This is a genomic window from Pseudomonas sp. 1L-E-NC-VB-C3 (genome assembly GCF_057291535.1).
This window is the reverse complement of sequence record NZ_JBXAWD010000014.1, coordinates 91,294-116,617: the sequence shown is the minus strand read 5'-3', so window position 1 is coordinate 116,617 and position 25,324 is coordinate 91,294. Positions and strand designations below refer to the sequence as shown.

Annotated in this window: 19 protein-coding genes; 6 read left to right on the top strand and 13 right to left on the bottom strand. The window is 60.8% G+C overall.

The features are described 5' to 3' along the window. Positions 1-57: 57 nt before the first annotated feature. From AC0Z5Z_RS21780 to AC0Z5Z_RS21770, 3 genes are read right to left on the bottom strand one after another with little or no spacing between them, the layout of a single operon-like run. Positions 58-3,111 carry an efflux RND transporter permease subunit gene (locus AC0Z5Z_RS21780; RefSeq protein WP_056787048.1) on the bottom strand — a complete coding sequence of 1,018 codons (3,054 nt, stop codon included), beginning with the start codon at positions 3,109-3,111 and terminating at the stop codon, positions 58-60. Then, on the bottom strand, positions 3,108-4,172 hold the full coding sequence (locus AC0Z5Z_RS21775; protein ID WP_041477460.1) for an efflux RND transporter periplasmic adaptor subunit: 1,065 nt from the start codon (positions 4,170-4,172) through the stop codon (positions 3,108-3,110). The genes AC0Z5Z_RS21780 and AC0Z5Z_RS21775 overlap by 4 nt, the downstream gene beginning before the upstream one ends. Next, the gene (locus AC0Z5Z_RS21770; protein WP_056787047.1) at positions 4,169-5,272 is read right to left on the bottom strand and encodes an efflux RND transporter periplasmic adaptor subunit; all 1,104 of its coding nucleotides are present in this window, start codon (positions 5,270-5,272) and stop codon (positions 4,169-4,171) included. The genes AC0Z5Z_RS21775 and AC0Z5Z_RS21770 overlap by 4 nt, the downstream gene beginning before the upstream one ends. 146 nt (positions 5,273-5,418) lie before the next feature. Here AC0Z5Z_RS21770 and AC0Z5Z_RS21765 point away from each other — a divergent pair, with 146 nt between their 5' ends. Further along, positions 5,419-6,579: an AAA family ATPase gene (locus AC0Z5Z_RS21765; RefSeq protein WP_485611622.1), complete on the top strand. Its 1,161-nt coding sequence runs from the start codon at positions 5,419-5,421 to the stop codon at positions 6,577-6,579. An 830-nt stretch (positions 6,580-7,409) separates the two neighbouring features. Here the strand turns inward: AC0Z5Z_RS21765 and AC0Z5Z_RS21760 are convergent. The 8 genes from AC0Z5Z_RS21760 to AC0Z5Z_RS21725 form a co-directional block, all read right to left on the bottom strand. Further along, positions 7,410-8,207, bottom strand: coding sequence for a MetQ/NlpA family ABC transporter substrate-binding protein (locus tag AC0Z5Z_RS21760; RefSeq protein WP_041477458.1), 798 nt, complete (start codon positions 8,205-8,207; stop codon positions 7,410-7,412). A gap of 167 nt (positions 8,208-8,374) precedes the next feature. After that, positions 8,375-9,307, bottom strand: coding sequence for a sigma 54-interacting transcriptional regulator (locus AC0Z5Z_RS21755; RefSeq protein ID WP_423521723.1), 933 nt, complete (start codon positions 9,305-9,307; stop codon positions 8,375-8,377). Positions 9,308-9,358: 51 nt separating this feature from the next. After that, complete coding sequence (locus AC0Z5Z_RS21750) at positions 9,359-9,940, bottom strand: alpha/beta hydrolase (RefSeq protein WP_041477456.1); 582 nt, start codon at positions 9,938-9,940, stop codon at positions 9,359-9,361. A gap of 362 nt (positions 9,941-10,302) precedes the next feature. Continuing rightward, complete coding sequence (locus tag AC0Z5Z_RS21745) at positions 10,303-10,704, bottom strand: ExbD/TolR family protein (protein WP_015092994.1); 402 nt, start codon at positions 10,702-10,704, stop codon at positions 10,303-10,305. Position 10,705: 1 nt separating this feature from the next. Next, positions 10,706-11,431, bottom strand: a complete 726-nt coding sequence (locus AC0Z5Z_RS21740) for a MotA/TolQ/ExbB proton channel family protein (RefSeq protein ID WP_041477454.1) — start codon at positions 11,429-11,431, stop codon at positions 10,706-10,708. A 45-nt stretch (positions 11,432-11,476) separates the two neighbouring features. After that, positions 11,477-12,286, bottom strand: a complete 810-nt coding sequence (locus AC0Z5Z_RS21735; RefSeq protein ID WP_252879223.1) for an energy transducer TonB — start codon at positions 12,284-12,286, stop codon at positions 11,477-11,479. 272 nt (positions 12,287-12,558) lie between these two features. Next, the gene (locus AC0Z5Z_RS21730) at positions 12,559-13,902 is read right to left on the bottom strand and encodes an aryl-sulfate sulfotransferase (RefSeq protein WP_056787033.1); all 1,344 of its coding nucleotides are present in this window, start codon (positions 13,900-13,902) and stop codon (positions 12,559-12,561) included. Between the two features lie 22 nt (positions 13,903-13,924). Next, the gene (locus AC0Z5Z_RS21725) at positions 13,925-16,285 is read right to left on the bottom strand and encodes a TonB-dependent receptor (protein ID WP_485611621.1); all 2,361 of its coding nucleotides are present in this window, start codon (positions 16,283-16,285) and stop codon (positions 13,925-13,927) included. 165 nt (positions 16,286-16,450) lie between these two features. Here AC0Z5Z_RS21725 and AC0Z5Z_RS21720 point away from each other — a divergent pair, with 165 nt between their 5' ends. Together AC0Z5Z_RS21720 and AC0Z5Z_RS21715 are read left to right on the top strand one after the other, a co-directional pair. Continuing rightward, a complete protein-coding gene (locus AC0Z5Z_RS21720; RefSeq protein WP_423521732.1) occupies positions 16,451-17,395 on the top strand; it encodes a LysR family transcriptional regulator in 945 nt (314 codons plus the stop codon). 178 nt (positions 17,396-17,573) lie between these two features. After that, positions 17,574-19,190: an alkaline phosphatase family protein gene (locus AC0Z5Z_RS21715; protein WP_485611620.1), complete on the top strand. Its 1,617-nt coding sequence runs from the start codon at positions 17,574-17,576 to the stop codon at positions 19,188-19,190. Positions 19,191-19,388: 198 nt separating this feature from the next. On the opposite strand, the gene AC0Z5Z_RS21710 is transcribed toward AC0Z5Z_RS21715, so the two are convergent. After that, on the bottom strand, positions 19,389-20,297 hold the full coding sequence (locus AC0Z5Z_RS21710) for a TauD/TfdA dioxygenase family protein (protein WP_056787022.1): 909 nt from the start codon (positions 20,295-20,297) through the stop codon (positions 19,389-19,391). Positions 20,298-20,479: 182 nt separating this feature from the next. Between AC0Z5Z_RS21710 and AC0Z5Z_RS21705 the strand changes: the two genes are divergently transcribed. Beyond that, the gene (locus tag AC0Z5Z_RS21705) at positions 20,480-21,400 is read left to right on the top strand and encodes a LysR family transcriptional regulator (protein ID WP_095181123.1); all 921 of its coding nucleotides are present in this window, start codon (positions 20,480-20,482) and stop codon (positions 21,398-21,400) included. Positions 21,401-21,501: 101 nt separating this feature from the next. Here AC0Z5Z_RS21705 and AC0Z5Z_RS21700 read toward each other — a convergent pair whose 3' ends face one another. Further along, complete coding sequence (locus AC0Z5Z_RS21700) at positions 21,502-22,515, bottom strand: ABC transporter substrate-binding protein (protein WP_485611619.1); 1,014 nt, start codon at positions 22,513-22,515, stop codon at positions 21,502-21,504. Positions 22,516-22,910: 395 nt separating this feature from the next. Here AC0Z5Z_RS21700 and AC0Z5Z_RS21695 point away from each other — a divergent pair, with 395 nt between their 5' ends. Together AC0Z5Z_RS21695 and AC0Z5Z_RS21690 are read left to right on the top strand one after the other, a co-directional pair. Further along, entirely contained in the window at positions 22,911-24,509 is a 1,599-nt protein-coding gene (locus tag AC0Z5Z_RS21695; protein WP_095181124.1) for an ABC transporter permease, read from the top strand. Beyond that, positions 24,506-25,321 (top strand): ABC transporter ATP-binding protein, encoded by an 816-nt coding sequence (locus AC0Z5Z_RS21690; RefSeq protein WP_264364339.1) that lies wholly within the window; start codon positions 24,506-24,508, stop codon positions 25,319-25,321. The genes AC0Z5Z_RS21695 and AC0Z5Z_RS21690 overlap by 4 nt, the downstream gene beginning before the upstream one ends. The last annotated feature ends 3 nt before the right edge of the window (positions 25,322-25,324 follow it).

Genomic DNA, 25,324 nt, shown 5'->3' with positions numbered 1-25,324 from the left:
CGTTGGAATGCGTTTCCCTGTAGGCGCTGCCGAAGGCTGCGATCTTTTGCTTTTGCTTCAGGAAGATTCTTTTTCAGGCTCGCGAATCTTGTACCAGGCCACATACAGCGCCGGCAGGAACAGCAGCGTCAGCAGCGTCGCCACGACAATCCCGCCGATCATTGCGTAGGCCATCGGTCCCCAGAAAACTTCGCGGGCGATCGGGATCATGCCCATGCTCGCTGCCGCTGCGGTCAGCAGGATCGGTCGGCGCCGGTGTTCGGTGGCTTCGACCACCGCGTCCCACGGCGCATAGCCTTTCTGCTCGAACTCATCGATCTGCGTCACCAGAATCACCGAGTTGCGGATGATGATGCCGATCAGCGCGAGAATCCCCAGGATCGCCACGAAGCCCATCGGCGTGCCGGTCGGCACCAGCGCCAGGACCACGCCTATCAACCCCAGCGGCGCCACACTGGCGACCAGGAACATCTTCTGCACGCTGTGCAACTGAATCATCAGGAACGTCGCCATGAGGAACAGCATCAGCGGCAACACCTTGGCAATCGGCCCTTGGGCCTTGCCGCTTTCCTCGACCGTGCCGCCGGTGGCGACCTTGTAGCCGACCGGCAGTTTCGAGGCAAAAGCATCGATCGACGGCTTGAGCAGTTTCACCAGATCGGTCGGCTGAATCTCGTCGCGCACCGAGGCCTTGATGGTAATGGTCGGCAAGCGGTCGCGACGCCAGACCAACGGCTGCTCCAGTTCATAGCGCACGGTGGCAAACGCCAGCAGCGGAATCGAGGTGCCGCTCGGCGTGACGATCTGCAGGTTCTGCAGGGTCTCCGGCGTGCCGCGTTCTGAATCCACCGCGCGACCGACCACGTTGATCAGGTAGATATCGTCATCGACCTGGGTCAACGGTGAGCCGCTGACAATGCTGTTCATCAGGTTGGCCACATCTTCTGACGACAGTCCCAGTTGCCGCGCCTTGTCCTGGGCGATGTCGATGCGCAGGACTTTGCCGGGCTCGTTCCAGTCGTAAATGATCTCGCCGATGTGCGGGTTCTTGTCCAGTTCGGTGGCCAGATCGATGGCGTGTTTGCGCACCTGATCGACGTCTTTGCCGCTGACTCGATACTGAATCGGACGCCCCACCGGCGGGCCCATTTCCAGAGCCTGCACGTAGCTGCCGATGCCGACGAAGTCTTTGTGCAGGCGCTCACGCAAGCGCTGGCTGAGTGCCTCGCGGGCTTCGAAATCCTTGCTGACGATCACCAGTTGCGCGTAGTACGGGTTCTGCAACTGTTGGTCCAGCGGCAGGTAGAAACGGATCGCCCCCTGACCGATGTAAGTGCTCCAGCGCACGATGTCCGGGTCGCCCTTGAGCGTCGCTTCGAGCTTGTCCACCGCCTTGCGGGTTTCGTCGATCGAGGCGTTTTGCGGCAGGTTCAGGTCGACCAGAATTTCCGGGCGGTCGGAAGCGGGGAAGAACTGGTTCTGCACGAAACGCATGCAGAACACCGCCAGCACGAACAACAGCACGGTGACGCCGATCGCCCACCAACGATTGCGCATGGCCCACAACAGACCACCGTTGAACGCCCGGCCGACGCGACCCGGCTCGGCATCGTGGGCCTTCACCTTGTCGCTGAGGATGTGCACGCCAATCACTGGTGCGAAGAACACCGCCACCACCCACGAGACGATCATCGCCACGGCAATCACCGCAAACAGCGTGAACGTATATTCACCCGCCGAACTGGCGTTGAGACCAATGGGCACGAAACCGGCGACGGTCACCAGCGTACCGGTGAGCATCGGGAATGCCGTCGAGGTGTAGGCGAACGTCGCCGCCTGCTCCTTGCTCTCGCCCATTTCCAGGCGCGTAACCATCATTTCCACGGTGATCATCGCGTCGTCCACCAGCAGACCGAGGGCGATGATCAGCGCGCCGAGGGAAATCCGCTGCATGGTGATGCCGCTGTATTCCATGAACACAAACACCATCGCCAGCACCAGCGGAATCGAGCAGGCCACCACCAGACCGGCGCGCACGCCGAGGCTGATGAAGCTCACCACCAGCACGATGATGACCGCTTCGAACAGCGCGCTGGTGAAACCGCCGACGGCCTCTTCCACCACCACCGCCTGATCGGAAACGGTGTGCACGCCGACGCCGACCGGCAAATCTGCGGTGAGCTGGTCGATGCGCTCGTGCAGCGCTTTACCGAACTCCTGAACGTTGCCACCCTTCTGCATGGCAATCGCCAGGCCGATCGCCGGTTTGCCGTCGAAGCGGAATTCCGGTGTCGCCGGGTCGACGTAGCCACGGCTGATCTCGGCGATGTCGGCCAGACGATAGAAGCGATCGTTGAGCTTGAGATTGACCTCGGCCAGATCTTTCTCCGACTCGAACTGGCCCGAGGTGCGCACGGAAATCCGCTCAGGCCCCGCCTCGATCACCCCGGCCGGAGTCACCGCGTTCTGCGATTGCAGGCTCTGCACCACCTGGCGCTGGTCGATACCTAACGCGGCAAGTTTGCGCGTGGAGAAGTTCAGGTAAATCGTTTCGTCCTGCTGGCCGACCATTTCGATCTTGCCCAGCCCCGGCACGTTGCGGATCTCGGCCCGCGCCTGTTCCACGTAATCGCGCAACTGGCGCATGGTCAGGCCGTCGGCGGTGAAGGCGTAGACCGAGCCGTACACGTCACCGAACTCATCGTTGAACCCCGGCCCCTGAATGCCCTGGGGAAACTGGCCGCGAATGTCGTCGATCTTCTTGCGCACCTGGTACCAGATTTGCGGAATGTCCTCAGCGCTGGTGGTGTCGCGCAGGTACACGTACACCGTCGACTCGCCGGGGCGGGTGTAGCTTTTCACGTAATCGAGGGAATCGAGCTCTTCGAGTTTTTTCTCGATGCGGTCGGTGACCTGCTTGAGGGTTTCTTCCTGGGTCGCGCCCGGCCATTTGGTCTGGATCACCATGGTCTTGATGGTGAATGACGGGTCTTCTTCGCGGCCGAGATTGAAGTAGGAGAACACCCCCATCAGCAGCCCGACGAACATCAGGTACCAGACGAATGACTGGTGCTTCAAGGCCCATTCGGAGAGGTTGAAAGAGCCTTTCATTGACTGTCCTCGTCAAGTTTTACCGATTGTCCGGGTTTGAGACTGTTGACGCCGGCGCTGACCACGCGCTCGCCGTTTTGCACGCCACCGGCCAGCACCACGCTGTTGTCGCCACGGCTGACCACGCTGACGTCGCGCGGGTTGACGGTTTTATTCTGCGTGTCGATGACCCAGATCCGGGTTTTACCGTCGGCTTCCTGCAACGCCGTCACCGGCAGTTCGATGCGCGGCTTGATCGCCGAGCTGAGGGTCACGCTGATCGCGGTGCCGAGGCGGAAACCGTCCGGTGTATCCGACAGGGTCAGGCGCGCGCGGCGGGTGCGCGTGGCGCTTTGCGCCTGGGGTTCGATCTCGCGGATGATCGCCGTGGTATTGATGCTCGGGTCGAGCTGCGCGGCCACCGAGAACACCACGTCGCTGGGCAACTGATCGACCAGCGTATCAGGCAGGTCGATCACCGCTTCCTTGATGTCCGGTTGTGCCAGCGTCACCACTTGTTGCCCAGCGGTCACCACTTGCCCGGCTTCGGCGTTCCACGCGGTGACCACGGCTTTGTGATCGGAGCGCAGCTCGGTGTAGCTCAGTTGATCCTTGCTCTGGCTGACCGCCGCGCGGGCCTGATCGAGCGAGGCCTGAGTGGTTTTCAGATCGGTGTTGGCGACGTCCAGTTGCGCCTGCGCACCGACGCCGCGATCGAACAGCGCTTGCTGACGACGTGCATTGGCCTGGGCGTTGATCAGTTGCGCCTGGATTCTCGCCAGATCGCCCTGGGCCGAGCGCAACTGGTTCTGCTGATCGGACGGATCGAGGGTGGCGAGCAAGGTGCCCTTCTGCACCTCGGCGCCGACATCGACGTTGCGACTGGCGATGCGTCCACCGACGCGGAAACCGGTGTTGCTCTCGTAACGCGCCTGAATGCTGCCGGCAAAGCGTCCGAGGCTTTCTTCGTTGAGCGCTTTGACCGTGACCGACAGCACCGGACGTACCGGTTCCGGCGGGGTTTCCTTTTCCGAGCAGGCGCCCAGCAGCAACGCCATGCACAACAGGCCGAGGCGCTTCATGGCTGCGCTCCCGGTTGCAGATCCTTGTAGGTGTTTTCGGCAATCTCGACTTTCATGCCGGGGTGCAGCAACTGGCCGCCGGCGACAATGACTTTCTCGCCGCCCTTGAGGCCTTCGCTGATGATCACTTTGCCGGTCAGGTAACGACCGACCGTGACCGTATGCAACTGCGCTTCGCCTTTGTCATCGACCAGCCACACCGCCGGGTCGCTGATGTTTTTTGTCAGCGCCGACCAAGGCAGTTCCACAGCCGATTTGCCGGTGCCTTTGGCGGTGGCGCTGACCACCGAACCGAGTTGCATGCCCGGCGGCAGCTTGTCGAGGCTGACCTTGACCTGCACGGTGCCCGATTGCGCCGACACCGACGGCGTGATTTCACGCACGGTGCCGGTGGTCTTGATCTCGGGATTGTCGAGCAGGCTGACCACGATCGAACGATCGGACGGACGCTCGGCCAGCAGCGATTCGTAGACATTGAACACCGCGTCGCGGTCGCCATCGCGGGCTAGACTGAAAATCGGCGCGGTGGCCTGCACCACCTGGCCGACTTCGGCCTGGCGCTCGGTGATCACCCCGGGTGCATCGGCGATCAGCGCGGTGTAGCCGAGCTGGTCCTTGGCGTTCGCCAGTTGCGCCTGCGCCGCGCTCAATGCGCTCTGACTGCTGCGCAGCGCGGCTTGTGCCGAATCGTATTCGCTCTGGCTGGTGTAGCCCTTGGGCAGGAGTTTTTGCTGACGCACGAAAGCGGCTGCCGCTTGCTTCACGCGGGCCTGTTCGGCGACGACCTGGGCCTGAGCGGAATCGACGTTGGTCTGCAGATCTTTCGGATCGAGTTTGGCCAGCACCTGCTTGGCCGTGACGCGGTCGCCGACATCGACCATGCGCTGGATGATCTTGCCGCCGACGCGAAATGACAGCTGGGTCTGCACCCGCGCCTGCACATCACCGGTGAGGGTCACCGCTGCGGCGTAGTTGGCCGGTTCGACCTCTTGCACAAAGACCCGTGGCAAGTATTCCTCAGCAGGCTTCTTGTCGCCGCAAGCGGTGAGCAACGCCATGGCGCTCACGGCCATCAGCACTTTCAATCCGGGACCCGCCATGCACACTCCTTGGCCTTAAATGCTGCTGTCGAGACGATACGACTTCAGAGCTTAGAACAGGGTTCCACGGTTGCGGACGCCAACACCAGATTTATCTCATTAAAGGTATGCTGCCCGCGTATCGCAGTGACCCGGAGAAGGATTTCATGCTCAACACCCTGGCGGTGGCCAATTACCGCTCGATCAACAAACTGGTGATTCCGCTCGGGCGCCTGAACCTGATTACCGGGCCTAATGGCAGCGGCAAGTCCAACCTCTACCGCGCCTTGCGCCTGCTGGCGGAAACCGCCCAGGGCGGTGTGGTCAATGCACTGGCGCGTGAGGGCGGGCTGGAATCGACGTTCTGGGCCGGGCCGGAAACCATCAGCCGACGCATGCGCAACGGTGAAGTGGCGATCGAGCCGACGGTGCGCCAAGGCGTGAAAAGGTTGCGCTTGGGATTCGCCGGCGACGATTTCAGTTACGCCATCGGCCTGGGCCTGCCGGAGCCGAGCACTTCATGCTTTTCCCTCGACCCGGAAATCAAGCGTGAGTGCATCTGGGCCGGCCCGGTGTTTCGCCCGGCGAGCCTGCTGGTCGACCGCAACGGCCCGATGATCCGCGCCCGTGAAGGTCGCGCCTGGGATGTGCTGGCGCAACACATGCCGAACTTCGACAGCCTGTTCGATCAGGTCGGCAATCTGCGCAGCTCGCCGGAAGTGTTTCAGATGCGCGAATTCATCCGGCGCTGGCGCTTTTATGATCACTTTCGCAGCGATGCCGACGCGCCGGTGCGTCAGCCGCAACTGGGCACGCGCACGCCCGTCCTGCACCACGATGGCCGTGATCTGGCGGCGGCCTTGCAGACAATTATCGAGATTGGCGATCCGCAAGCACTGAGCGCGGCGATCAGCGATGCGTTTCCCGGCGCGCGGCTGAATATCGCATTGTTGGCCGGTGGCCGTTTCGCTATCGAGTTTTATCAGGAAGGCTTGTTGCGACCGCTGTCAGCGGCAGAGCTGTCGGACGGCACTTTGCGTTATCTGCTGCTGATCGCCGCCCTGCTGACCCCACGACCGCCATCGCTGATGGTGCTCAACGAACCGGAAACCAGCCTGCACCCGGACCTGCTGCCGGCGCTGGCGCGGCTGATCATTCGCGCTTCGGAGCAGTGTCAGGTGTGGGTGGTGTCACATGCGCGACGATTGATCTCGGCGTTGCAGGAAGACCCGGAATGCAATTGCATCGTGCTGGAGAAGACGCTGGGCCAGACCGGGATTGTCGGGCAGCGGGTGCTGGATGAGCCGGCGTGGCAGTGGCCGGATTGAGGGTGCCAGCGAAAAGCCCCTCACCCTAACCCTCTCCCAGAGGGAGAGGGGACTTCACCGAGTTGTTTGCGAGAGTTACGCCGACCTGAAAGCCTGAAGTCGAACCTGATTTTGAAAAGCCCAGACATCGGCTCCCTCTCCCTTGGGAGAGGGCTGGGGTGAGGGGCGAGCCTCACCGCTGATCCAACGGGCAATCACCCCAACCACTTGCCCCCTTCACCAATCACACTCTCAGGCCGGGTGTCATCACTCAGCTCTTTGCGCACATATTGGGTGACCGAATTTTGCTTAGCCCATCTGGGCTGCCCACATTCATCTCGCTTAAACATTATTCTGCGGGTTTGCCGGGAAGGAATAAGACGGCTATTTTTCCTTGCGCTGTAGGACGGATCTTTTTTTCAGGAAAGACCTCCAAGGACCCACAGCTTTTGGCCAGACTCTCCGGCCCATCCACCACAAGGAAGAACAACATGGACGTAAAAGTGCCGCAGCGGCTGGATCCGCAGGACATTGTGAAATTGCTCAGGGCGTTGCGCCGGGCGTTGAAGACTACAGCGTAAGTCGAAAGCCCCTCACCCCAACCCTCTCCCGAAGGGAGAGGGGGCCGACCGTGGTGTCTTTCGTCGTACATCGACCTGACGAACCGAGTCGATTATGGATTCAGCGACGCACGAACAGGTCGGCGGGCCTCTACAGCATCCCCCAATCGGTCCCCTCTCCCTCTGGGAGAGGGCTAGGGTGAGGGGCTTTTCAAGACACACAAAAACGCCGATGACCATCACTGGCCATCGGCGTTTTCACGTCTGAAGCGGATTCACTCAAGCGTCAGATCAGAACGCCGGCAATACCGCGCCGCTGTACTTCTTCTCGATGAAGGCTTTGACTTCCGGGCTGGTCAGGGCCTTGGCCAGTTTCTGGATCGCGTCACTGTTCTTGTTGTCCTCACGGGCCACCAGGAAGTTCACGTATGGCGAGTCAGCGCCTTCAATCACCAGCGCATCTTTCTGCGGGTTGAGCTTGGCTTCCAGCGCGTAGTTGGTATTGATCATGTCCAGATCAACTTCTTTCAGCACGCGCGGCAGCAGCGCCGATTCCAGTTCCTTGAACTTGAAGTTGTGCGGGTTCTTGGCGATGTCTTTCGGCGTTGCCAGAGCGTTTTTCGGATCTTTCAGTTCGATCAGACCGGCCTTCTGCAGCAGGATCAGCGCACGGCCGCTGTTGCTGCCTTCGTTCGGGATGGCGATGGTGGCGCCATCCGGCAGTTCAGCCAAGGTTTTGTACTTGCTCGAGTAGCCACCGAACGGTTCAACGTGTACGCCCTGCACGGTCACCAGGTACTTGGATTTGTCATCCTTGTATTTGCCCTGGTTGAAGCTGTCCAGATACGGCTTGGTCTGGAAGTAGTTGGCGTCCAGACGCTTCTCGCCAACCTGTACGTTCGGCTGCACGTAGTCGGTGAAGACCTTGATTTCCAGATCGACGCCTTCTTTGGCCAGGGTCGGTTTGATCAGCTCAAGGATTTCAGCGTGGGGCACCGGCGTTGCGGCAACCACCAGTTTCTCGCCGGCGTTGGCGAAAGAAGCCGTCAGCGCAGCCGCCAATGCGGTAAACAACAGAACCTTTTTCATGCAGTGTCCTTATCGAAAATCACGGTCGTCATCGACGACGGCATTTAATACGTGTGCCAGTGAAGTGATATCGCTGGCGTGAGGCGGACAATACCCGGATTTTTTATTCCCGGACAATAACGTTTATTCAGCTTCATATTCCATTTTGTTCATGCTGAAGAAAATGCTTATACCGCCTCGCTCAAGCGAATCAGCCAATCTTTCAAGGCCTTACGCTCTGCACTGCTACCGCCGATGTGGGTCTGCCTCACCAGACGTTCGATCTGAACCTGCGGCGCAGACGCGTCAGGCAGGTTCAGATGTTCCGGCAGGATCTCGTCGCCGGTGCTGACCAGCAGAGCGAAATGAATGACGTTTTCCAGTTCGCGAGTGTTGCCCGGCCAACTGTGTTGTTCGAGCACATGTTGCGCCGCTTCGCTGATCAGCGGTACGGGCAGGTCAAGACGCTGGCTGTAGATGCCAAGGAAATACTCGGCGAGCGAGAGAATGTCGCCAGTCCGCGCGCGCAACGCCGGCAGCTCCAGATGACCCTCGCTGAGATAGTGATAGAGACGCTCGTGGAATTTCCCGGCGTCCACGGCCTGGGCCAGATCGATGCTGGTCGCCGCCACCAGACGCACATCCACGGGGCTCGGCTGATGCGCACCGACGCGGGTGACTTCGTGATTTTCCAGCGCCGCGAGCAGCTTGACCTGAATCGGCAGCGGCAAATCGCCGATCTCATCCAGGTACAAGGTGCCGCCGTTGGCCGAACCGAACCAGCCGGCGCGGCTGCTGGCCGAACCGCTGTAACTGCCGGCGGCGTAGCCGAACAGCTCGGCGTCGGCGTAGGTCGGGCTGATCGCGCCGCAGTTCACCGAAACGAACAGACCGCTGCGGTCACTGGCGCGATGGATATGCCGGGCGAGCAGCTCTTTACCGGTGCCAGTCTCACCGCGAATCAACACTGAAATCGAACGGGGAGCCAACTGCTCCAACTCCTCGCGCAATTGCCGCGAGCGTGGGTCGACGAACACCAGCGCCTTGGCGCGAATGCTCAGGGGGCTCTTTTCCGCATCGGGAAAGGTCAGCAAGGGCTGACCGAAGGTTTCAAAACTCATGGCAGGCTCCCGCCCAAAACCGCCAGCCGACGGGGGCGTTGAAAAATTAGATCAGGCGCGACGGCGGGCGTGGTCTTCCAGACGGTTTTGCAGGCGATAGAGATAGGCGAAACCCTGCTCCCAACGCTGATGCCCGGACTTGACGTTGATGTGCCCGGCACCGGCAAGAATCCCCGCCTCCGCCCCCCAGTTGCGTGCCAGTTCGAGCGCGCGCGGGGCACTGACGGCGGCGTCGTTGTCGGAGCTGACGACCTGACTGGGAAACGGCAAAAGATCCGTCGGGATCGGCGCGAAATTGCGCAGTGCCGGCGCACAGGCAGGACGCTCGACATCGGCCGGCGCAACCAGCAACGCCCCGCGCACCTGACGCAGGTATTGCAGCGGCGCAGTCGCCGCCCAGTGGGCAACGGTGATGCAGCCGAGGCTGTGAGCGATGAGAATGACCGGCGTGCTGTCGGCGGCAATCGCTTCGGCCAGCGCGGCGACCCAGTCCTCACGACGCGGCGTCAGCCAATCGGCCTGTTCCACCCGTGCGCTGTTCGGCAGGCTGTTCTGCCAATGGCTTTGCCAATGATCTTCTGGCGATCCTTGCCAGCCCGGCACAATCAGGTAGCGGATTGATTCGTTGCGCATGGGGAAGCTCTCCTGCGTCGTGTCTGTTCCGGGTCGAGTATAGGGAGATGAGTTATATTCGTTAAGGAATAAGAAGCTATTTATTAAGACCTGTATCGAATATGTGATCTGTGTAGGGCATGAGATTCTTCCCCCTCACCCCAGCCCTCTCCCCCAAGGAGCGAGGGGGAAAGGGAGCTGATCTTCAGGCTCTTCAAATCTTGAGTTCGACTGGATTTCTCATATCGGTGTATAGCCGCCAGACAACCCGGTCAGTCCCCTCTCCCTCCGGGAGAGGGCTAGGGTGAGGGGCTTTTCAAAAACTGAACGCAAAAAAAGGGCCGCACCCTGCCAAGGAGACGGCCCCGGAAAAACGAAATCTGTCACCGCGCAGTAATCACCGACAACTTGGTAATCCCCGCCCGTTCGATCGAAGCCATGGCTCGCGCCACTTCGCCGTAATTCACCCCGTCATCGGCCTGCAATTGCACGCGCACCTCCGGGTCCTTGGCTTTGGCCGACTTGAGGTTGAGTTCGAGCAAGTCGGGCTGAATCTCGTCCTTGTTGATAAACAGTTTGCCGGCGCCGTCGATGCTCACCACCAGCGGATCCTTCTGCTCGACCGGCGCCACCGCTTCGGTCTTCGGCAGGTTGATCGGGATCGCGTTGGTCAGCAGCGGCGCGGTGACGATAAACACCACCAGCAGCACCAGCATCACGTCTACCAGCGGCGTCACGTTGATTTCACTGAGCACCTCATCCGTGTCTTGCGTGGAGAAGGCCATATCAGGAGGCCTCCTTCACTTTTGCCGCGTTGCCCGACGTTGCCACCTTGTGTGCGGTCGGGTGGATCAGCACGCGGAACGCGCTCTTCTGCGCCAGGCTGTAGAAGTCGTGGGCGAAGTCATCGAGATCCGCGGCGGTCAGTTTCAGCCTTCGCAAAAAATAGTTGTAAACCAGCACCGCCGGCACCGCGACGGCGATCCCCACGCCGGTCGCGACGAGTGCCGCACCGATCGGGCCGGCCACCGTTTCCAGGCTCGCCGAACCGGCGGCGCTGATGCCTTTCAAGGCCTCCATGATTCCCCACACCGTGCCAAACAGACCAATGAACGGCGAGGTGCTGCCGATACTCGCGACAACCGCCAGACCGGTTTCCAGCGAACGCCGTTCGCGGACGATCTGCTGGCGCAAGGCACGCTCGAGGCGATCCTGATGGTTGATCGCCTGGCTCAGATCATTCGCCTGCGGCGCCTCGCCCACCTGGATCGCTGCATAGCCAGCCTGCGCCACTCGCGCTGCGGCGCCGGGCTGGGTTTCGCTCAACTCTGCCGCGGCATCCAGACTCGACGCCGCCCAGAAACGTTTGTGAAAGCGCCGATCCTGCGCTTTCAGACGACCGAACTGCACAGCCTTGAGCAACGCCAGGCCCCAAGTGGCAACGGAAAAAACCACCAGCAGCCAGATCACCGCGCTTTCGATGGATTCCAGTGGAGATGCCAGTAACGTCATGATGTGTTCCCTCGTGTAAACATTTCGCGCGAATTTGGTTGCGGTTTAATGAATCTTGAAATCGATGGGCACGCTGACCCAGCCGTCCTGGGCGACATCACCCTGCTTGGCCGGAACGAAACTCCAGCGCTTGACGGCATTCAGCGCCGCATCGTCGAGCTGTTGCCGACCACTGCTTTTGGCAATCTGGATCTCGCCCGGTTTGCCGCTGGCCAACACATGCACCCGTAACAACACCGTGCCTTCCCAACCGCGCCGCTGGGCCAGCGACGGGTATTCCGGCGCCGGATTTTTCAGATACGCAGCGTTGGCTGAAGCCGGGGTAACGGGCGCCGGTGCCGGTGGCGCAGGAGGCGCTGGCGCGGCGACCGGGGCTGCGGGTTTCGCTGGCGCTGGCGGTTGCTCTACTGCCTTCGGCGCCGGTTTGGGCGGCGGTTTCACCACCGGTTTGGGTTTGGCGATCGGCTTGGGCGGCGGCGGTTTCACCGCCAACTCGTCCTCCACTGGCGGTGGCGGCTCGACCACGGGCGCCGGTGGTGGCGCCACCACAACCGGCGGCGCGGGCGGAGCCGGGCGTGAAAACTCGATGGTCATCGGCGGAATTTCCGGCGGTACCACCGGCAGCACCGGCGTCGGTTTCTGGCTGACCCAATAAATCACCGCACCGTGCACAATCAACGCGAGCACACCGAGCAGAAGGGTTTCGCGCCGACTCAAAATGCCCTTGGGCGCACGCTGCAAACGCAACTGCCCCAACGGCACCCGGTGCGGCCGGCCAAGATCGACCAGTTCGCCACTCGGCGTGTGCCGCCACAGCAATTCCCCTGCGCTGGCGGCGGTCTGGACATTGCCCATTGTTCAACTCCCTGCGGTCTCTTTCCGTTCTACGAGCCAAAGCGATCGTCTCGCCATTCGTGAAGCCCCCACGGCGTAGTCGACGGGGCAATCATTGGGCCTGAACGCTTATCACCGAAAGTAATCTTTGAAGTTATGTATAGATCTGCATGGAATATACGAATCGGTCTTTTTCACCGAGGCCACGCGCTACAAGGGCTGCAGCGATGAGCCGTAAATCGCATGCCTTTGCGGCATGAAAAGTATTCGTCCACGGCATCCATCCGCGCCCTTCAACGGCTGGCATTGGTTTGCTGCACGCCGACAGCGGGCGCGATCACTGCAGTCTCTGAACGCGGTGTACCGGCAGGCACCCAGTCATAGCTCACCGGCAGCGCTCGATACACCCAGTTGCTGATTGCATCGCTGCCCGGCGCTTTGCCCAGATACGGGCTGACGTATTCCCAAACGTTTTCACCACTGGCGGTTACCTGGAAAAACCGTCCGTTCATGCCTTCGTCGATCAACGTGTTGCCGTTGGGCAACCGCCGCGCACTGCTGATGAACGAGCTATAGAACGCCCAGCCCGGCTGCTTCGTATTGGCCGCGCTGTACTGCCAGACGATTTGGTTTTTCTGTGGGTCGATTTCCAGCACCCGCGAGCCGGATATCAACCCAAGGGTGACGTTTGGATAGCCCGCCGAGCCCTGGTTATCGAACACCAGCAGATTGCCGGCGCCGGGCAGCCCGGCGGGGATGATGTGCGCGTCATGCTGGCCGACGAACTGATCGACCGGACGCGGCAGTTTCTGCGCGGTTTTCGGATTGATCAGCGGCAGATTCGGCCCCAGCCGCCAGACCACTCTGCCGCTGCTTTTGTCGATGATGGCGATGAAGTTGGCGTTGCGTGAATCGATCAACAGATTGTCCGGACTGAAGCGCTTGTCACCGGCGTCGAACCACTTGTTCGGCCCGACCAGACTGAGGTTGTTGATGTGCAGGTAATCCGGATTGTCACTGGCGCGCACCAGTTTCAATTGCTCGGCAGTGAAGCCGAATTCGCTCAGATGATCCGAGGCCAGCCACTGCCATTTCACTGCACCGTCGGGGCTGACTTCGTAGATCACATCATCGATTACTTCGGGCGCCTTGAAGCCTGTGACCTTGTGCACCTTGTTCGCCAGCACCACGGTGTTGCCATTGCTCAAGCGCCGCTGATCGTGATGTTGCTGCGCCGCGCCACCGGGAGCCTTGTCGCCCCACTGCCAAACCACTTTGCCGTCCCAGTCGAGTTCGCCGACGCTCTGGTTGCCCAGGCCATTGCCCGCCGAGCCGAGCTTGCCGGGGTCCTTGTCACTCAATTGCAGCAGCACATGGCCGCGTTTACCGCCGACCAGTTGCGGGTCGATGATTGCGGACGGGAAACCTGCCTGCGGCCAGGTCTTCACTTCGTTGCCGTTCATGTCGATCAGGTGCGTCTGTTTGTCGGCACCGCTGAAGATCACGTACTGGTTAAACGCCTTGTCTGGGTCATAACGGGTGACTCCAGTCGGGTACACACTGGGCGCGGCGAAAGCACCGCTGCTCAGGACTGCGCCGGATAGCAGCAGGGGTAAAGCGCTTTTGATGGGCAACATGGTGCAGCTCCTTGAAGGCAAATCAGAAGTCGTAGCGACCGGTAACGCCGAGGGTGCGCGGGGTGCCGAGCAGGCCTTCATAGCCGCCGTTACCGCCGGTCCACAGGGTCGTGTAGTAGGTTTTGTCGAAGGCGTTCTTCAGCCACAGCGAGACATCCCACTGGCCCTGATTGAAATCACCGCGCAGGCCGGTGGAAAGGTTGACCACCGCGTAACTGGGTATCTGCCCGTAATCGGAATCCTCGACCGTGCCCACCGCTTTGGAGCGAAACGCATAGCTGCCGGTGACGTAGGGTTCGAAGCCGTTATCCAGATTCCATTTGTATTCGCCGTTGGCGTTGCCGATCCATTTCGATGCGCCGACCACTTGATGACCGCTGAGGTCGCAGGAGGCCGGTGCGCCTGGGGCCTGGCTGACTTCCGGCGGGCACGGTGCATCCTTGTACGAGAGGTAGCTGACGTCGTTGTACGAACCGTTGAAATTCAGCGTCAGCCCACGCAGCGGCACCACGGTGCTTTCGAACTCGATGCCGCGCGAGCGCACCGAACCGGCGTTGGTCAGGTATTGCACGCGGTTGGCGGCGTCATAGGCATTGGTCTGGTACGCGTTGACCTGGGTCCAGAACACGTTGGCGTTGAGTTGCAGGCGGCGGTCCCACAGGGTGCTTTTGAAGCCGAGTTCGGCGTTGTTGGCGCGCTCGGTGCCGATCAATAGCGAGTCGGCACCTGCGGTCGGAGCAGAGCCGACCGCGAGGTTGACCCCGCCGGATTTTTCGCCATGGGACAGGGTGGCATAACCGAGCACATCATCGGTGATGCGATAGCTCAGGTTGAGCAGTCCCGAGGGGCTGGAGCTGTACTGATTCAAGTCACCGGAATCGTAGGCGCCGGCACGTCCACGGCGCGCAGTGGCTGCCGCGCCCGCCACCGCCACACCGCCGAGCGGCGCGTTGCGGCTGACCGAAGCGTTTTTCTCTTCGTAGGTGCCACGCACCCCGGCGGTGAAATCCAGGCGTTCGCTCAGGTGCCAGGTGCCTTGGGCAAACAGGGCGAAACTGTCGGTCTTGATATGGCCGTTGCCGACGCTGGTGACATTGGCCAGGGCGCCGGCCGGCGTGCCGTTCCAGATGTCGGCCTGCGGGCCGTAATAGGCGAAGGATTTGTTGTCCAGGTCCGAGCCGAAATAGTAGGCACCGACCACGTAATCAAAGAACTCGCCCTTGGGCGAGGCCAGGCGAAATTCCTGTGAATACTGTTTGTCTTCCACCGAAACGCCGGCGTTGTAGCTGGCCGGCACGTTGAGGCCGTCGTCATTGCGCGGGGTGAAATTCCAGAAGCGGTAGGAGCTGATCGAAGTCAGGGTGAAATCGCTCGGCAACGTCCAGTTGGCTTCCACCGAAGTGCCGCCCTGATGCACGGTGACGTGCTGGTCATTGTCGAGATTGACCTTGCGATGCCGGCCGTTGACCAGCGTCGCCCCGGCCGCGCTGGCCCGCGATTCATACAGATTGACGCCGTTGATGGTCGGCCCGGTGTTGTACAGCACGCGGGTGCCGGCACTGGAATCTTCTTCGTTGTAATCGCCGATCCAGCGCAGATTGAAATTTTCATTGGGCTTGAACAACAGCTGCGCGCGGAAGCCCTCGCGGGAGCCGCCGTTGAGGTCGTGGCCGTCATATTCGTTCTTGATGTCGCCGTCACTGCGCGTGCGATAGGCGGAAAAACGTCCGGCCAACTCATCATTGAGCGGCCCGGAAATCGTGCCCTTGGTCTGGAAATAACCGTCCTCGCCGACCGATGTTTCGATGCTGCGCTCAGGCGTGAAACTGGGCGCGCGGGTGCTGATATTGATGACCCCGGCGGTGGTGTTCTTGCCGAACAGCGTGCCCTGCGGCCCGCGCAAGACCTCAAGCTGCTCGATATCCATCAAGTCGAACACTGCCATACCCGGACGGCCCAGATAAACGTTGTCGATGTACAGGCCAACGCTGCCTTCCAGGCCATCACTGGCCGGGTTGTTACCGAGGCCACGGATCGACACGCTGGACTGCCGCGCATGCATGTAAGCGACGTTGACGCTGGGCACCAGTTGCTGCAAATCCTGAATCCGGTAAACCCGTTGCGTCTCCAGATTCTGCCCACTGACCACGCTCATTGGCGTCGGCACGTCTTGCGAACTTTCTTCGCGGCGGCGCGTGGTGACGGTCACGGTTTCCAGCTGCGAACCGTTGGCCGCCGCTGTGTCTGCGGGGACGGGCGGAGGGGTTTCGGCTTCGGCGGCATAGCCGTGAGTCCAGCTGGCGCTGCCTGCCAGCAACAGCGCCAAAGGCAGGCGTTTGAGCCGTCGGGGAGATGGGGGTAACGCGAGATTCAACGGACTCATGGCGCGGCTCCTGGTCAAAAAACACACAGACATCTTCAGTGCTGCATATTCTTTTCAGTTATTTATTTATGGATTTACAAATATTTACTGCATAAGAGATTGCCTTTATAAGGAGTCGACCTAATGCATATCCAATGCATTTCCCGGATATTTTTTATGTGAAAAATGCATATCGACTTGCGCCAATTGCGTCACTTCATCGCTCTGGTTGAGCAACGCAGCTTTGTCGCTGGCGCGCAGGCGGTGAACCTGTCGCAGTCGGCATTCAGCCGCAGCATCCAAGCACTGGAACACAGCGTCGGCTGCCAGTTGGTCGACCGTGGGCGCAAGGAATTGCCGCCGACCAAACAGGGCCATGTGCTGCTCGAACATGCGCGGCGACTGGTCAGCGGTGCGCAGCAGATGGCCAATGAGATCAGCCAGTTCAATGGCCTCGAGGCCGGGGAGTTGCGCTTTGGTTGCGGGCCGGCGCCAGCCGCTGGATTGATCCCCCGCGCGATCGGCGCGTTCATCGGCCGCTACCCGAAAGCGCGAGTGCAATTTCAAGTCGATGACTGGCAGAGCCTGAGCAAACGCCTGCTCAGCGAAGAGTTCGAATTCTTCGTCGCCGATACCCGACAATTCGAGGCCGACCCGGATTACCAGACCCACCGCCTGCGGGCGCGCAAATGGCATTTCTGCTGCCGCGCCGGGCATCCGCTGACGGCGTTCGAGCGCATCACCGCCGAGCAGTTGCTGAGTTATCCACTGGCCGTAAGCATTCGCCCGCCGAACCTGCGCAAGGTCATCGTCGACCTCAGCGGCCGCCCTGATTTCACCCCGAATGTGGAATGCGAAAACGGTTCGACGCTGTTGAGCGTGGTGCTGCGTTCGGAGGCGATCGGAATTGTCGGCGCGTATTCCGATGCGCTGCATCTGGCCAAGGGTGAGCTGGTCTGTTTGAAGATCGAAGGCCTGGCGGATGATCTGGAGGAGCTGTACACCCGCTATGGGATTGTCAGCCGCGCGGGGTATCGGTTGTCGCCACTGGCCGAGGCGATGATCGAACAGATCAAGGCGATTGATGCGGAGGATGAGGAGGTGTGTTCGCTGGAGAATTTCGCGGTCTGAGCTGGCCCCTTCGCGAGCAGGCTCGCTCCCACAGGAATACGCATTTCAAATGTGGGAGCGAGCCTGCTCGCGAAGAGGCTGATGCAATCGCTGCATAAAAACCATTCCCCAAATGCACTTGCCGAAAACCCCCACCGACAGCGAAAACCCTCACCTGTCCCACTGACCGGTGAACCCCATGCCCACCCCACCCAACCCCGTGCGCAACGTGCTGTACATCATGTGCGATCAACTGCGCCGCGATTACCTGTCCTGTTACGGCCACCCGCATCTGCACACACCGAACATCGATCGCCTCGCTGCCCAAGGCGTGCGTTTCAGCCGTGCTTACACCCAGGGCACAATCTGCGGCCCGTCGCGGATGTCGGCCTACACCGGGCGCTATGTCAGCAGTCATCAAGTGGCCTGGAACTCGGTGCCGTTGCCGCTGGATGAATTGACGATCGGCGATTACCTGCGACCTCACGGCATCCGCACCGCGCTGGTCGGCAAGACCCATGCGACGGCCAATGTCGACGCCTTGCAGCGGCTGGCGATCAACCCGCAAAGCGCGCAAGCCGAGTTGCTCAATGAGGTCGGCTTCGAACCGTACCTGCGCCACGACGGCATCTACCCCGACGATCCGTCATTCGACGACAAGCGCGAATCCGCGCCCTATACCCAATACCTGCGCGCGCAGGGCTTCGATGGCAAGAATCCCTGGCACGACTGGGCGAATGCCGCCGAAGGCGAGAACGGTGAAATCCTCAGCGGCTGGAAAATGCGTCATGCGAATTTGCCAGCACGAATTCCCGAGCAACACTCAGAGACTGTCTACACTACAACTCGGGCCATCGACTTCATCGCTGAGCAAGGCGATAAATCCTGGTGTTTACACCTCTCGTACATCAAACCACATTGGCCATATATCGTACCGTTGCCATACCACGCCTTGTACAGTACGAAATCGATTCTGCAACCGATCCGCGCGACGCTCTCCGAAGCCAGCAAACACCCCGTATACACTGCCTTTCGCCAACATGAGGAAAGCCGCAACTTCTCCCGCGATTCAGTACGATTGAATGTAATCCCCACCTACATGGGCCTGATCAAGCAAGTGGATGATCAGTTGGGGAGACTGTTCGATTTTCTACAGAGCAACGGGCGCTGGGATGACACGTTGATCGTGTTCACCAGCGATCACGGCGATTTCCTCGGCGATCATTGGCTCGGCGAGAAGGAGTTTTTGCTGGAGCAGGCGGTGGGTGTGCCGTTGATCGTGCGCGATCCTCGGGGGGCGGCGGATGTCACTCGCGGCACTGTCGATGAGCGCTTGGCAGAAACCATCGATGCGCTGCCGACATTTCTTCAAGCACTGGGATTGCCGGCAGCAGAGCATCGGCTTGAAGGGCGTTCATTGATCCCGTTGCTGCACGGGGAAAATCCCGATTGGCGCCGCTATGCAATCAGCGAATACGACTACGCCTTCCAGGCCCCGGCGCGGGAACGTCTCGGCCAGCCGATCGACCGTTGCCGCATGACCATGGTGCGCAGCGAGCGCTGGAAATACCTGGCGTACGACGGGTTTAGACCGCAGCTGTTTGATCTGTTGAATGATCCGCAGGAGCTGAATGATCTGGGTGAGGACCCGGCATACGCGGCGGTGCGCGAGGAGCATGCCGGATATCTGTTTGAGTGGATGAGGGGGTTGAAGCGGCGGACGACGATCAGCCATCCGGAGATCGATTTGCGCGGGCAGCGGTTTCGTTATGGCGAACCGGAAACCGAGAAGGTTGTTCAGATTGGTGTTTGGTAGCGGGAAGAGCCCCTCACCCTAACCCTCTCCCGGAGGGAGAGGGGACTGAATGGGGGATATTTCAGAGGTGCACCGACCTGATCCAGCTTCACCGAATCCATAATCGATTAAGGTCTTTCAGGTCGATGCATAACGCGAGATAACTCGGTCGGCTCCCTCTCCCTCTGGGAGAGGGCTGGGGTGAGGGGCTCTTGATCTTCAATCACGACCTTTGATGGTCTGGCTGCGCTGCCCATTCACCCCCACCGGCACCTCGCCCTTGAGCGTCACCCGGCGCACCACGCGATCCTGGGTGCCGTAATCATCAATCGCGTAATGCTGCGTCGAGCGGTTGTCCCAGATCGCCACATCTCCAGCCTGCCAGCGCCAGCGCACGGTGTTTTCCTGGCGGATCACATGGCTCTGCAGCAAGCCGAACAGGTGTGCCGAATCGGCCTGTGAATAACCTTTGATGCGTTTGACGAAATGCCCCAGCAGCAAGCTCTTCTCGCCGCTGATCGGGTGCACGCGCACCACCGGGTGCTCGGTTTCGTAGACGGTCGAGGTGAAGACTTTGCGATAGCGCTCCAGCTTCTCTGCCGAGACGTCCGGCTTCGCCCCGGCGTAGTCGTACTCGTTGCTGTGCACAGCGGTCAGTTTGTCGGCCAGCTCACGCAGCTCGCTCGGCAAACCGCTGTAAGCGGTCGCGGTGTTGGCCCACAGCGTATCGCCGCCGAATGCCGGCGCAACCACCGAGCGCAGGATCGATGCTTTCGGATAGGCATCAACGAAGGTCACGTCGGTGTGCCAGGAATTGGCGCGCTGGCCCTCGGCGCCGTCCAGCTCCAGAAGGTAGCGAGTGCCTTCACGCACCGGCACGGTCGGGTGCGCCACCGGTTCGCCAAGCAGATGGGCAAAGGCTTCCTGACGCTGATCGTCGAGTTGCGTCTGCTCGCGGAAGAACAGCACTTTGTATTCGACCAAGGCTTGCTGGATGGCTTCGACAGTGGCGGCGTCCAGCTCACCGGACAGGTGAACGCCGCGGATTTCGGCACCGATACGACCGGCCACCGGGTGAATTTCCAGCGCGTGAGAAACGGGTTTTACAGCGAGTGCGGCATTGCTCATGGGAAGACCCTCATCGACGGCTTGCGGTTTTGACGGCAGCGAAACAACGCTCTATCTATATTCCATTTACATCTAATAGATAATCACATGCTTCGTTGACGGAATAAGAGCTTGCATTTAAAACCTCAAGCAACCCTCGTCGCAAATGCCTTCGAGCTATTTTTAGGATGCCGGAAAAGCATATGGATCTTCGCCAGTTGCGCTACTTCATCGCCCTTAACGAACACCGCAGTTTTGTCCGTGCGGCAGACGCCATGGGCATCACTCAACCGGCGTTCAGCCGCAGCATTCAGGGGCTGGAGCAGGAATTCGGTTGCGTGCTGGTCGATCGAGGCAACAAGGATCTGCGCCCTACGCCCGAAGGCCAGGTGGTGCTGCAACACGCCCTGAGCCTGGTGCAGGGCGCAGCTTTGCTCAGCGCCGAAGTGACGCAGATGACCAAGCTCGACGCTGGCGAAGTGCACTTCGGCTGCGGCCCGGCGCCGGCAGTGAAACTGGTGCCGGATGCGGTGGCGCAGTTCATCAATGCGCACCCGAAAGTGCGCACCTGTTTTCAAGTGGATAACTGGGAAAAACTCAGCCGTGCGCTGAGCCGCGAAGAGATCGAATTCTTCATCGCCGACATCCGCCATTTCGAGTCCGACCCGAATTTCCAGACGCAACCGCTGACGCCCAAGCGCGGCGTGTTTTTCTGCCGACCGGGGCATCCGTTGCTGGCCAAGGAAAGCCTGTCGACCAACGACATGTTCGACTACCCGCTGGCCGCCACACTGATCCCGCCGGGCATTCGCAAGCTGCTGGCGAACCTGAGCGGGCGCATCGATTTCTCGCCGACCATCGAGACCGAGCACTTTCCGGCACTGGTCAAAGTGGTGCTGCAATCCAATGCGATAGGTGTCGGTACCGAGGAGGCGTTTGCCGAGGATGTCGCCAAGGGCTCGCTGGTGCTGCTGCACTGGCGCAACCTGCCGCAGAACCTCGAAACGATGAACGCGCGCTGCGGCATCGTCAGCCGCACCGGGTTTCGACTATCACCAGCAGCGAGGGCAATGATCGAGACGTTGATCGCGTTGGATCGGCAGGACGTCAGCGTCGCTGTCTGAAACCCTTTCGCGAGCAGGCTCGCTCCCACATTTGGCTATGAACCCGGTTCCAGTGTGGGAGCGAGCCTGCTCGCGAAGCGGCCAGTGCAGACGCTGGAGATCTAAAGCCTGGCTGCAGAAAGCTCTGGCGCCACCCAATCACTGACCTTGAACGGCTTGCGGATCAGCTTCTGCTGCGCCGCCAGGTCGACCTTGTCCTGCAGGCCGCTCAAGAACACCGGATCCAGTGTCGACGGGAAAATCTCACTGAGATTCTGGTCCTTCAGATCCTGAGCCAGAATCACCGGCGGATAACTGGCCAGCCCTGATACCAGCTGCACATAGGCGTCCTTGTTGCTGTCCTGCGTCAGCCACTCGACCGCTTGCTGCTGCGCCTTGAGCAGTTTCGCAATGACCTCAGGATGGGCGTCGACAAACTTGCCATTACCCAGCAGCACCGCCTGCACGCTGCCAGCGCCGCCAAGGTCCTTGGTGTTGAGCGGCAATTCCGCCAGGCCTTTGGCTTGCAAGGCACTCAGCGCGGAGCTGCCCCACGAGGCATCGATCTGCTTGGCCGCGAGTGCCGAAACCGCCGCGTTGAAATCCAGATTGATGACCTTCAGATCCTTCTCGCTCAGGCCCTGACTGGCCAGCGCCGCATCGAACGACAGCTGCGTCGCCGTCCCGCGAAAGATCGCCACGCGTTTGCCCTTGAGATCCTGCAAGGTCTTGATCCCCGAGCCGGGCACCACGCCGAGGTATTGCTTGACCCCACGCGCCGTCGCGCTGAGCAGGCGCGTGTCCAGACCGTTGGACTTGCCGATGATGGCGGCCAGATCACCGAGATAGGCCAGATCGACATGCCCATTGGCAAACGCCTCATTGATCACCGGCCCGGCGCCCTTGAAGAAACTCCACTGGATCTTGATGCCCTGCTCGGCGAAGGCCTTTTCGAAGATCTGCTGATCGCGCAGCACATCGACGATGCCGCCGCCGCTGTGTTGAGTGCCGGCGCTGAGGTCGGGCACCGCGATGCGGATTTCCTTGAGTTCTTCGGCTTGGGCGCCAAGCGCAAGAAAGCCTGCAAGCGCCGGGGCGGCCAGCAGGCTGATGATTCGTTTGAAGGGAAGGTTCATGGGTGCGGCTCCTTGATCGCTGAGGAGCTGAAAGTAGGCTGACTGGCTACATTCGCTTAAATACTAAAAATTCACATTTTTATATCTTTATGAGCTAAGCAAGGGGTTGTGCGGCGTGCAGCGCGATATGCATTAACAGCATCGAAAATATTCTTCGAATGCATTGGATGCGCGTAAGCAGGCAAGCCTTAAATGGATTCGCTTATCTCCCGATAGCATCGAAAGCAACTTTGTTAGATCAGTTTCATATATGACGAAACCCAGTGTGGGAGCGAGCCTGCTCGCGAATAGGCCATACCAGCCGACATCAGTGCTGCCTGAAACAGCCATTCGCGAGCAGGCTCGCTCCCACATGAAAAGCGGTTCGCCATGCAACCCGACAACGGAGGTCACCCATGGCCCGTCAATCTCTGCTCAGCCTGCCGCTGGCCGCGCCGCCGCTGAAAAGCCGTCGCACCTGGCCGAGCCTGAATCAACGCCTTTTGCCCTGGCTGCTACCCGTCAGCCTGTTCGTCCTGTGGTGGCTGGCCGCGCGCAATCAGTGGATGAGCGAGCAGATCCTGCCGGCGCCATCGCTGGTGTGGAGCAGCGCTGTGGAACTGGCCCAAGGCGAGTTGTGGAGTCATTTGTGGATCAGCCTGCAACGGTTGTTCTGGGGCTTGTTGGCAGGCGTTTCGACCGGCGCGGTGCTTGGCGCCGCACTGGGCTTCAGTCGACGTCTGGAGCGCCTGGTTTTTCCGACATTCGCTGGATTGGCGCAGGTGCCGACGCTGGCGTGGATTCCGCTGTTCATGGTGTTCTTCGGCATCGGCGAAGTGCTGAAACTGGTGGTGCTGATCAAGGCCATTGTGGTGCCGGTGACCTTGCACACACTGGTTGGCGTGCGCGATGCGCAACCGAAACTGCGCGAAGCCGCCGCCGTGTTGCGCCTGCCGCCGCGTCTGCTGATTCGTCGTCTGGTGCTTCCCGCTGCGCTGCCGGCGTTCATGGCTGGCGTGCGCCTGGCACTCGCCGCCGGCTGGACCTCGTTGCTGGCGGTCGAGCTGCTGGCCTCCAGTGAAGGCATCGGCTATCTGATGGTCTGGGCGCGGCAGCTGTTCATGCTCGACATCGTGTTCGTGTGCATCGTGGTCATCGGTCTGATCGGTGTGGCCATGGATCGCGGCATCGGCCTGCTCGACCGCAGACTGGTGCACTGGCCGCACCCGGCCACCGCGCACATCACTCGCGGCCCGCGCTATCAGGGCTGGCAACGCCTGCAACCGTGGCTGTTGCCGCTGGGCTTGTTGGCGCTCTGGCAACACGCCAATGATCAGCAGTGGGTCGACGCGAATATTCTGATCAGCCCTGCGGCTGTGCTGAGCACGACGTGGGACGGACTACTCGACGGCACGCTGGTCAACGGCATGGCGCTGAGCCTGAGCCGCACCCTGGGCGGCTTGCTGATCGGTGGCGGCCTCGGTTTCGCCCTGGGCTTGCTGCTCGGCCTGTCGCGTTTCAGCGAACGCCTGCTCGGCCCGACACTCGCCGCACTGCGGCAGATTGCGATTTTCGCCTGGGTGCCGCTGCTCACCGCGTGGTTCGGCCTCGGCGAACTGGCCAAGTGGGTGTTCGTCGCTCTCGCTGCATTCTTTCCGCTGTTCGTCGCCACCCAGCGCAGCGTCGCCAACCTCTCGCCGCAACTCAACGAAGCCGCGCAAGTGCTGCGCCTGAGGCTCGGCCAGCGCCTGCGTCGACTGGTGCTGCCCGGTGCTGCGCCGGGGATTTTCGCAGGGCTGCGATTGAGCCTGATCTACGCCTGGCTCGGCACCATCGGCGCTGAATATTTCATGCCGTCCAATGGCGGCATCGGCAGCCAGATGATCGGCGCGCAGCAGCTGTTGCGCATGGATCTGATCATGGCCGGCATGCTGCTGGTCGGCCTCACCGGCGCCCTGCTCAACCTGATCGGCCAACGCCTGGAAATTCGCGCGACCCGCTGGAGACACGCATGAACGCACCGATTGTCAGCTTCAACCACGTAGGCAAATCCTTCGCCGTCAACGGTTTCGAACTGGAGGCGATTCGCGAATTCAACCTGGACATTGCCGAGGGCGAATTCGTCGCCATCGTCGGCTCCAGCGGCTGCGGCAAATCCACTTTGCTGCGTTTGCTGGTCGGCCTCGACACCGAGTTTCGCGGACAGATCAGTGTCGATGGCAAGGCCGTCAGCGGCATCGGCGGCGAGCGCGGTATCGTCTTTCAGGAACATCGTCTGTTTCCGTGGCTGACGGTCGCCGACAACATCGGCCTCGGTCTGGTCAATGAACCGCTGAGCGGAGCGCAGAAACAACAACGCATCAAAGACTTTATCGAGCTGGTCGGCCTCAGCGATTTCACCGCGGCCTATCCGCATCAACTCTCCGGCGGCATGGCGCAGCGCGTGGCGATTGCTCGCGGTCTCGTCGCCAGCCCGCGAATCCTGTTGCTCGACGAACCCTTCGGCGCCCTCGACGCACTGACCCGCCAGCAAATGCAGGACGAGCTGCTGGCGATCCGCGAGCGGGCACAGATCACCACGATTCTGGTGACCCACGATGTCGAGGAAGCGATTTTTCTGGCCGATCGCGTGGTGGTGATGGAGCCGCGTCCGGGGCGGATCAAGCAAGTGGTCGACATCGCCCTGCCGCACCCGCGCCAGCGCAGCAGTTACGACTTTCATCAGCTGCGCGAAGAACTGCTGCACGAGCTGACCAGTGATGACCATTACCAACCGAGCGCACCGGTGCAGATCCGCGATCTGCCGCTGACGTTCATTGCCTGCTGAACA

Bases quoted from the DNA above. Each gene is read 5' to 3' on its own strand.
- AC0Z5Z_RS21715 (WP_485611620.1), top strand. From the start codon at position 17,574: ATGCCCACCCCACCCAACCCCGTGCGCAACGTGCTGTACATCATGTGC.
- AC0Z5Z_RS21775 (WP_041477460.1), bottom strand. From the start codon at position 4,172: ATGAAGCGCCTCGGCCTGTTGTGCATGGCGTTGCTGCTGGGCGCCTGC.
- AC0Z5Z_RS21705 (WP_095181123.1), top strand. From the start codon at position 20,480: ATGGATCTTCGCCAGTTGCGCTACTTCATCGCCCTTAACGAACACCGC.
- AC0Z5Z_RS21780 (WP_056787048.1), bottom strand. From the start codon at position 3,111: ATGAAAGGCTCTTTCAACCTCTCCGAATGGGCCTTGAAGCACCAGTCA.
- AC0Z5Z_RS21690 (WP_264364339.1), top strand. From the start codon at position 24,506: ATGAACGCACCGATTGTCAGCTTCAACCACGTAGGCAAATCCTTCGCC.
- AC0Z5Z_RS21725 (WP_485611621.1), bottom strand. From the start codon at position 16,285: ATGAGTCCGTTGAATCTCGCGTTACCCCCATCTCCCCGACGGCTCAAA.
- AC0Z5Z_RS21740 (WP_041477454.1), bottom strand. From the start codon at position 11,431: ATGACGTTACTGGCATCTCCACTGGAATCCATCGAAAGCGCGGTGATC.
- AC0Z5Z_RS21735 (WP_252879223.1), bottom strand. From the start codon at position 12,286: ATGGGCAATGTCCAGACCGCCGCCAGCGCAGGGGAATTGCTGTGGCGG.
- AC0Z5Z_RS21695 (WP_095181124.1), top strand. From the start codon at position 22,911: ATGGCCCGTCAATCTCTGCTCAGCCTGCCGCTGGCCGCGCCGCCGCTG.
- AC0Z5Z_RS21755 (WP_423521723.1), bottom strand. From the start codon at position 9,307: ATGAGTTTTGAAACCTTCGGTCAGCCCTTGCTGACCTTTCCCGATGCG.
- AC0Z5Z_RS21745 (WP_015092994.1), bottom strand. From the start codon at position 10,704: ATGGCCTTCTCCACGCAAGACACGGATGAGGTGCTCAGTGAAATCAAC.
- AC0Z5Z_RS21760 (WP_041477458.1), bottom strand. From the start codon at position 8,207: ATGAAAAAGGTTCTGTTGTTTACCGCATTGGCGGCTGCGCTGACGGCT.
- AC0Z5Z_RS21765 (WP_485611622.1), top strand. From the start codon at position 5,419: ATGCTCAACACCCTGGCGGTGGCCAATTACCGCTCGATCAACAAACTG.
- AC0Z5Z_RS21770 (WP_056787047.1), bottom strand. From the start codon at position 5,272: ATGGCGGGTCCCGGATTGAAAGTGCTGATGGCCGTGAGCGCCATGGCG.
- AC0Z5Z_RS21700 (WP_485611619.1), bottom strand. From the start codon at position 22,515: ATGAACCTTCCCTTCAAACGAATCATCAGCCTGCTGGCCGCCCCGGCG.
- AC0Z5Z_RS21750 (WP_041477456.1), bottom strand. From the start codon at position 9,940: ATGCGCAACGAATCAATCCGCTACCTGATTGTGCCGGGCTGGCAAGGA.
- AC0Z5Z_RS21730 (WP_056787033.1), bottom strand. From the start codon at position 13,902: ATGTTGCCCATCAAAAGCGCTTTACCCCTGCTGCTATCCGGCGCAGTC.
- AC0Z5Z_RS21720 (WP_423521732.1), top strand. From the start codon at position 16,451: ATGCATATCGACTTGCGCCAATTGCGTCACTTCATCGCTCTGGTTGAG.
- AC0Z5Z_RS21710 (WP_056787022.1), bottom strand. From the start codon at position 20,297: ATGAGCAATGCCGCACTCGCTGTAAAACCCGTTTCTCACGCGCTGGAA.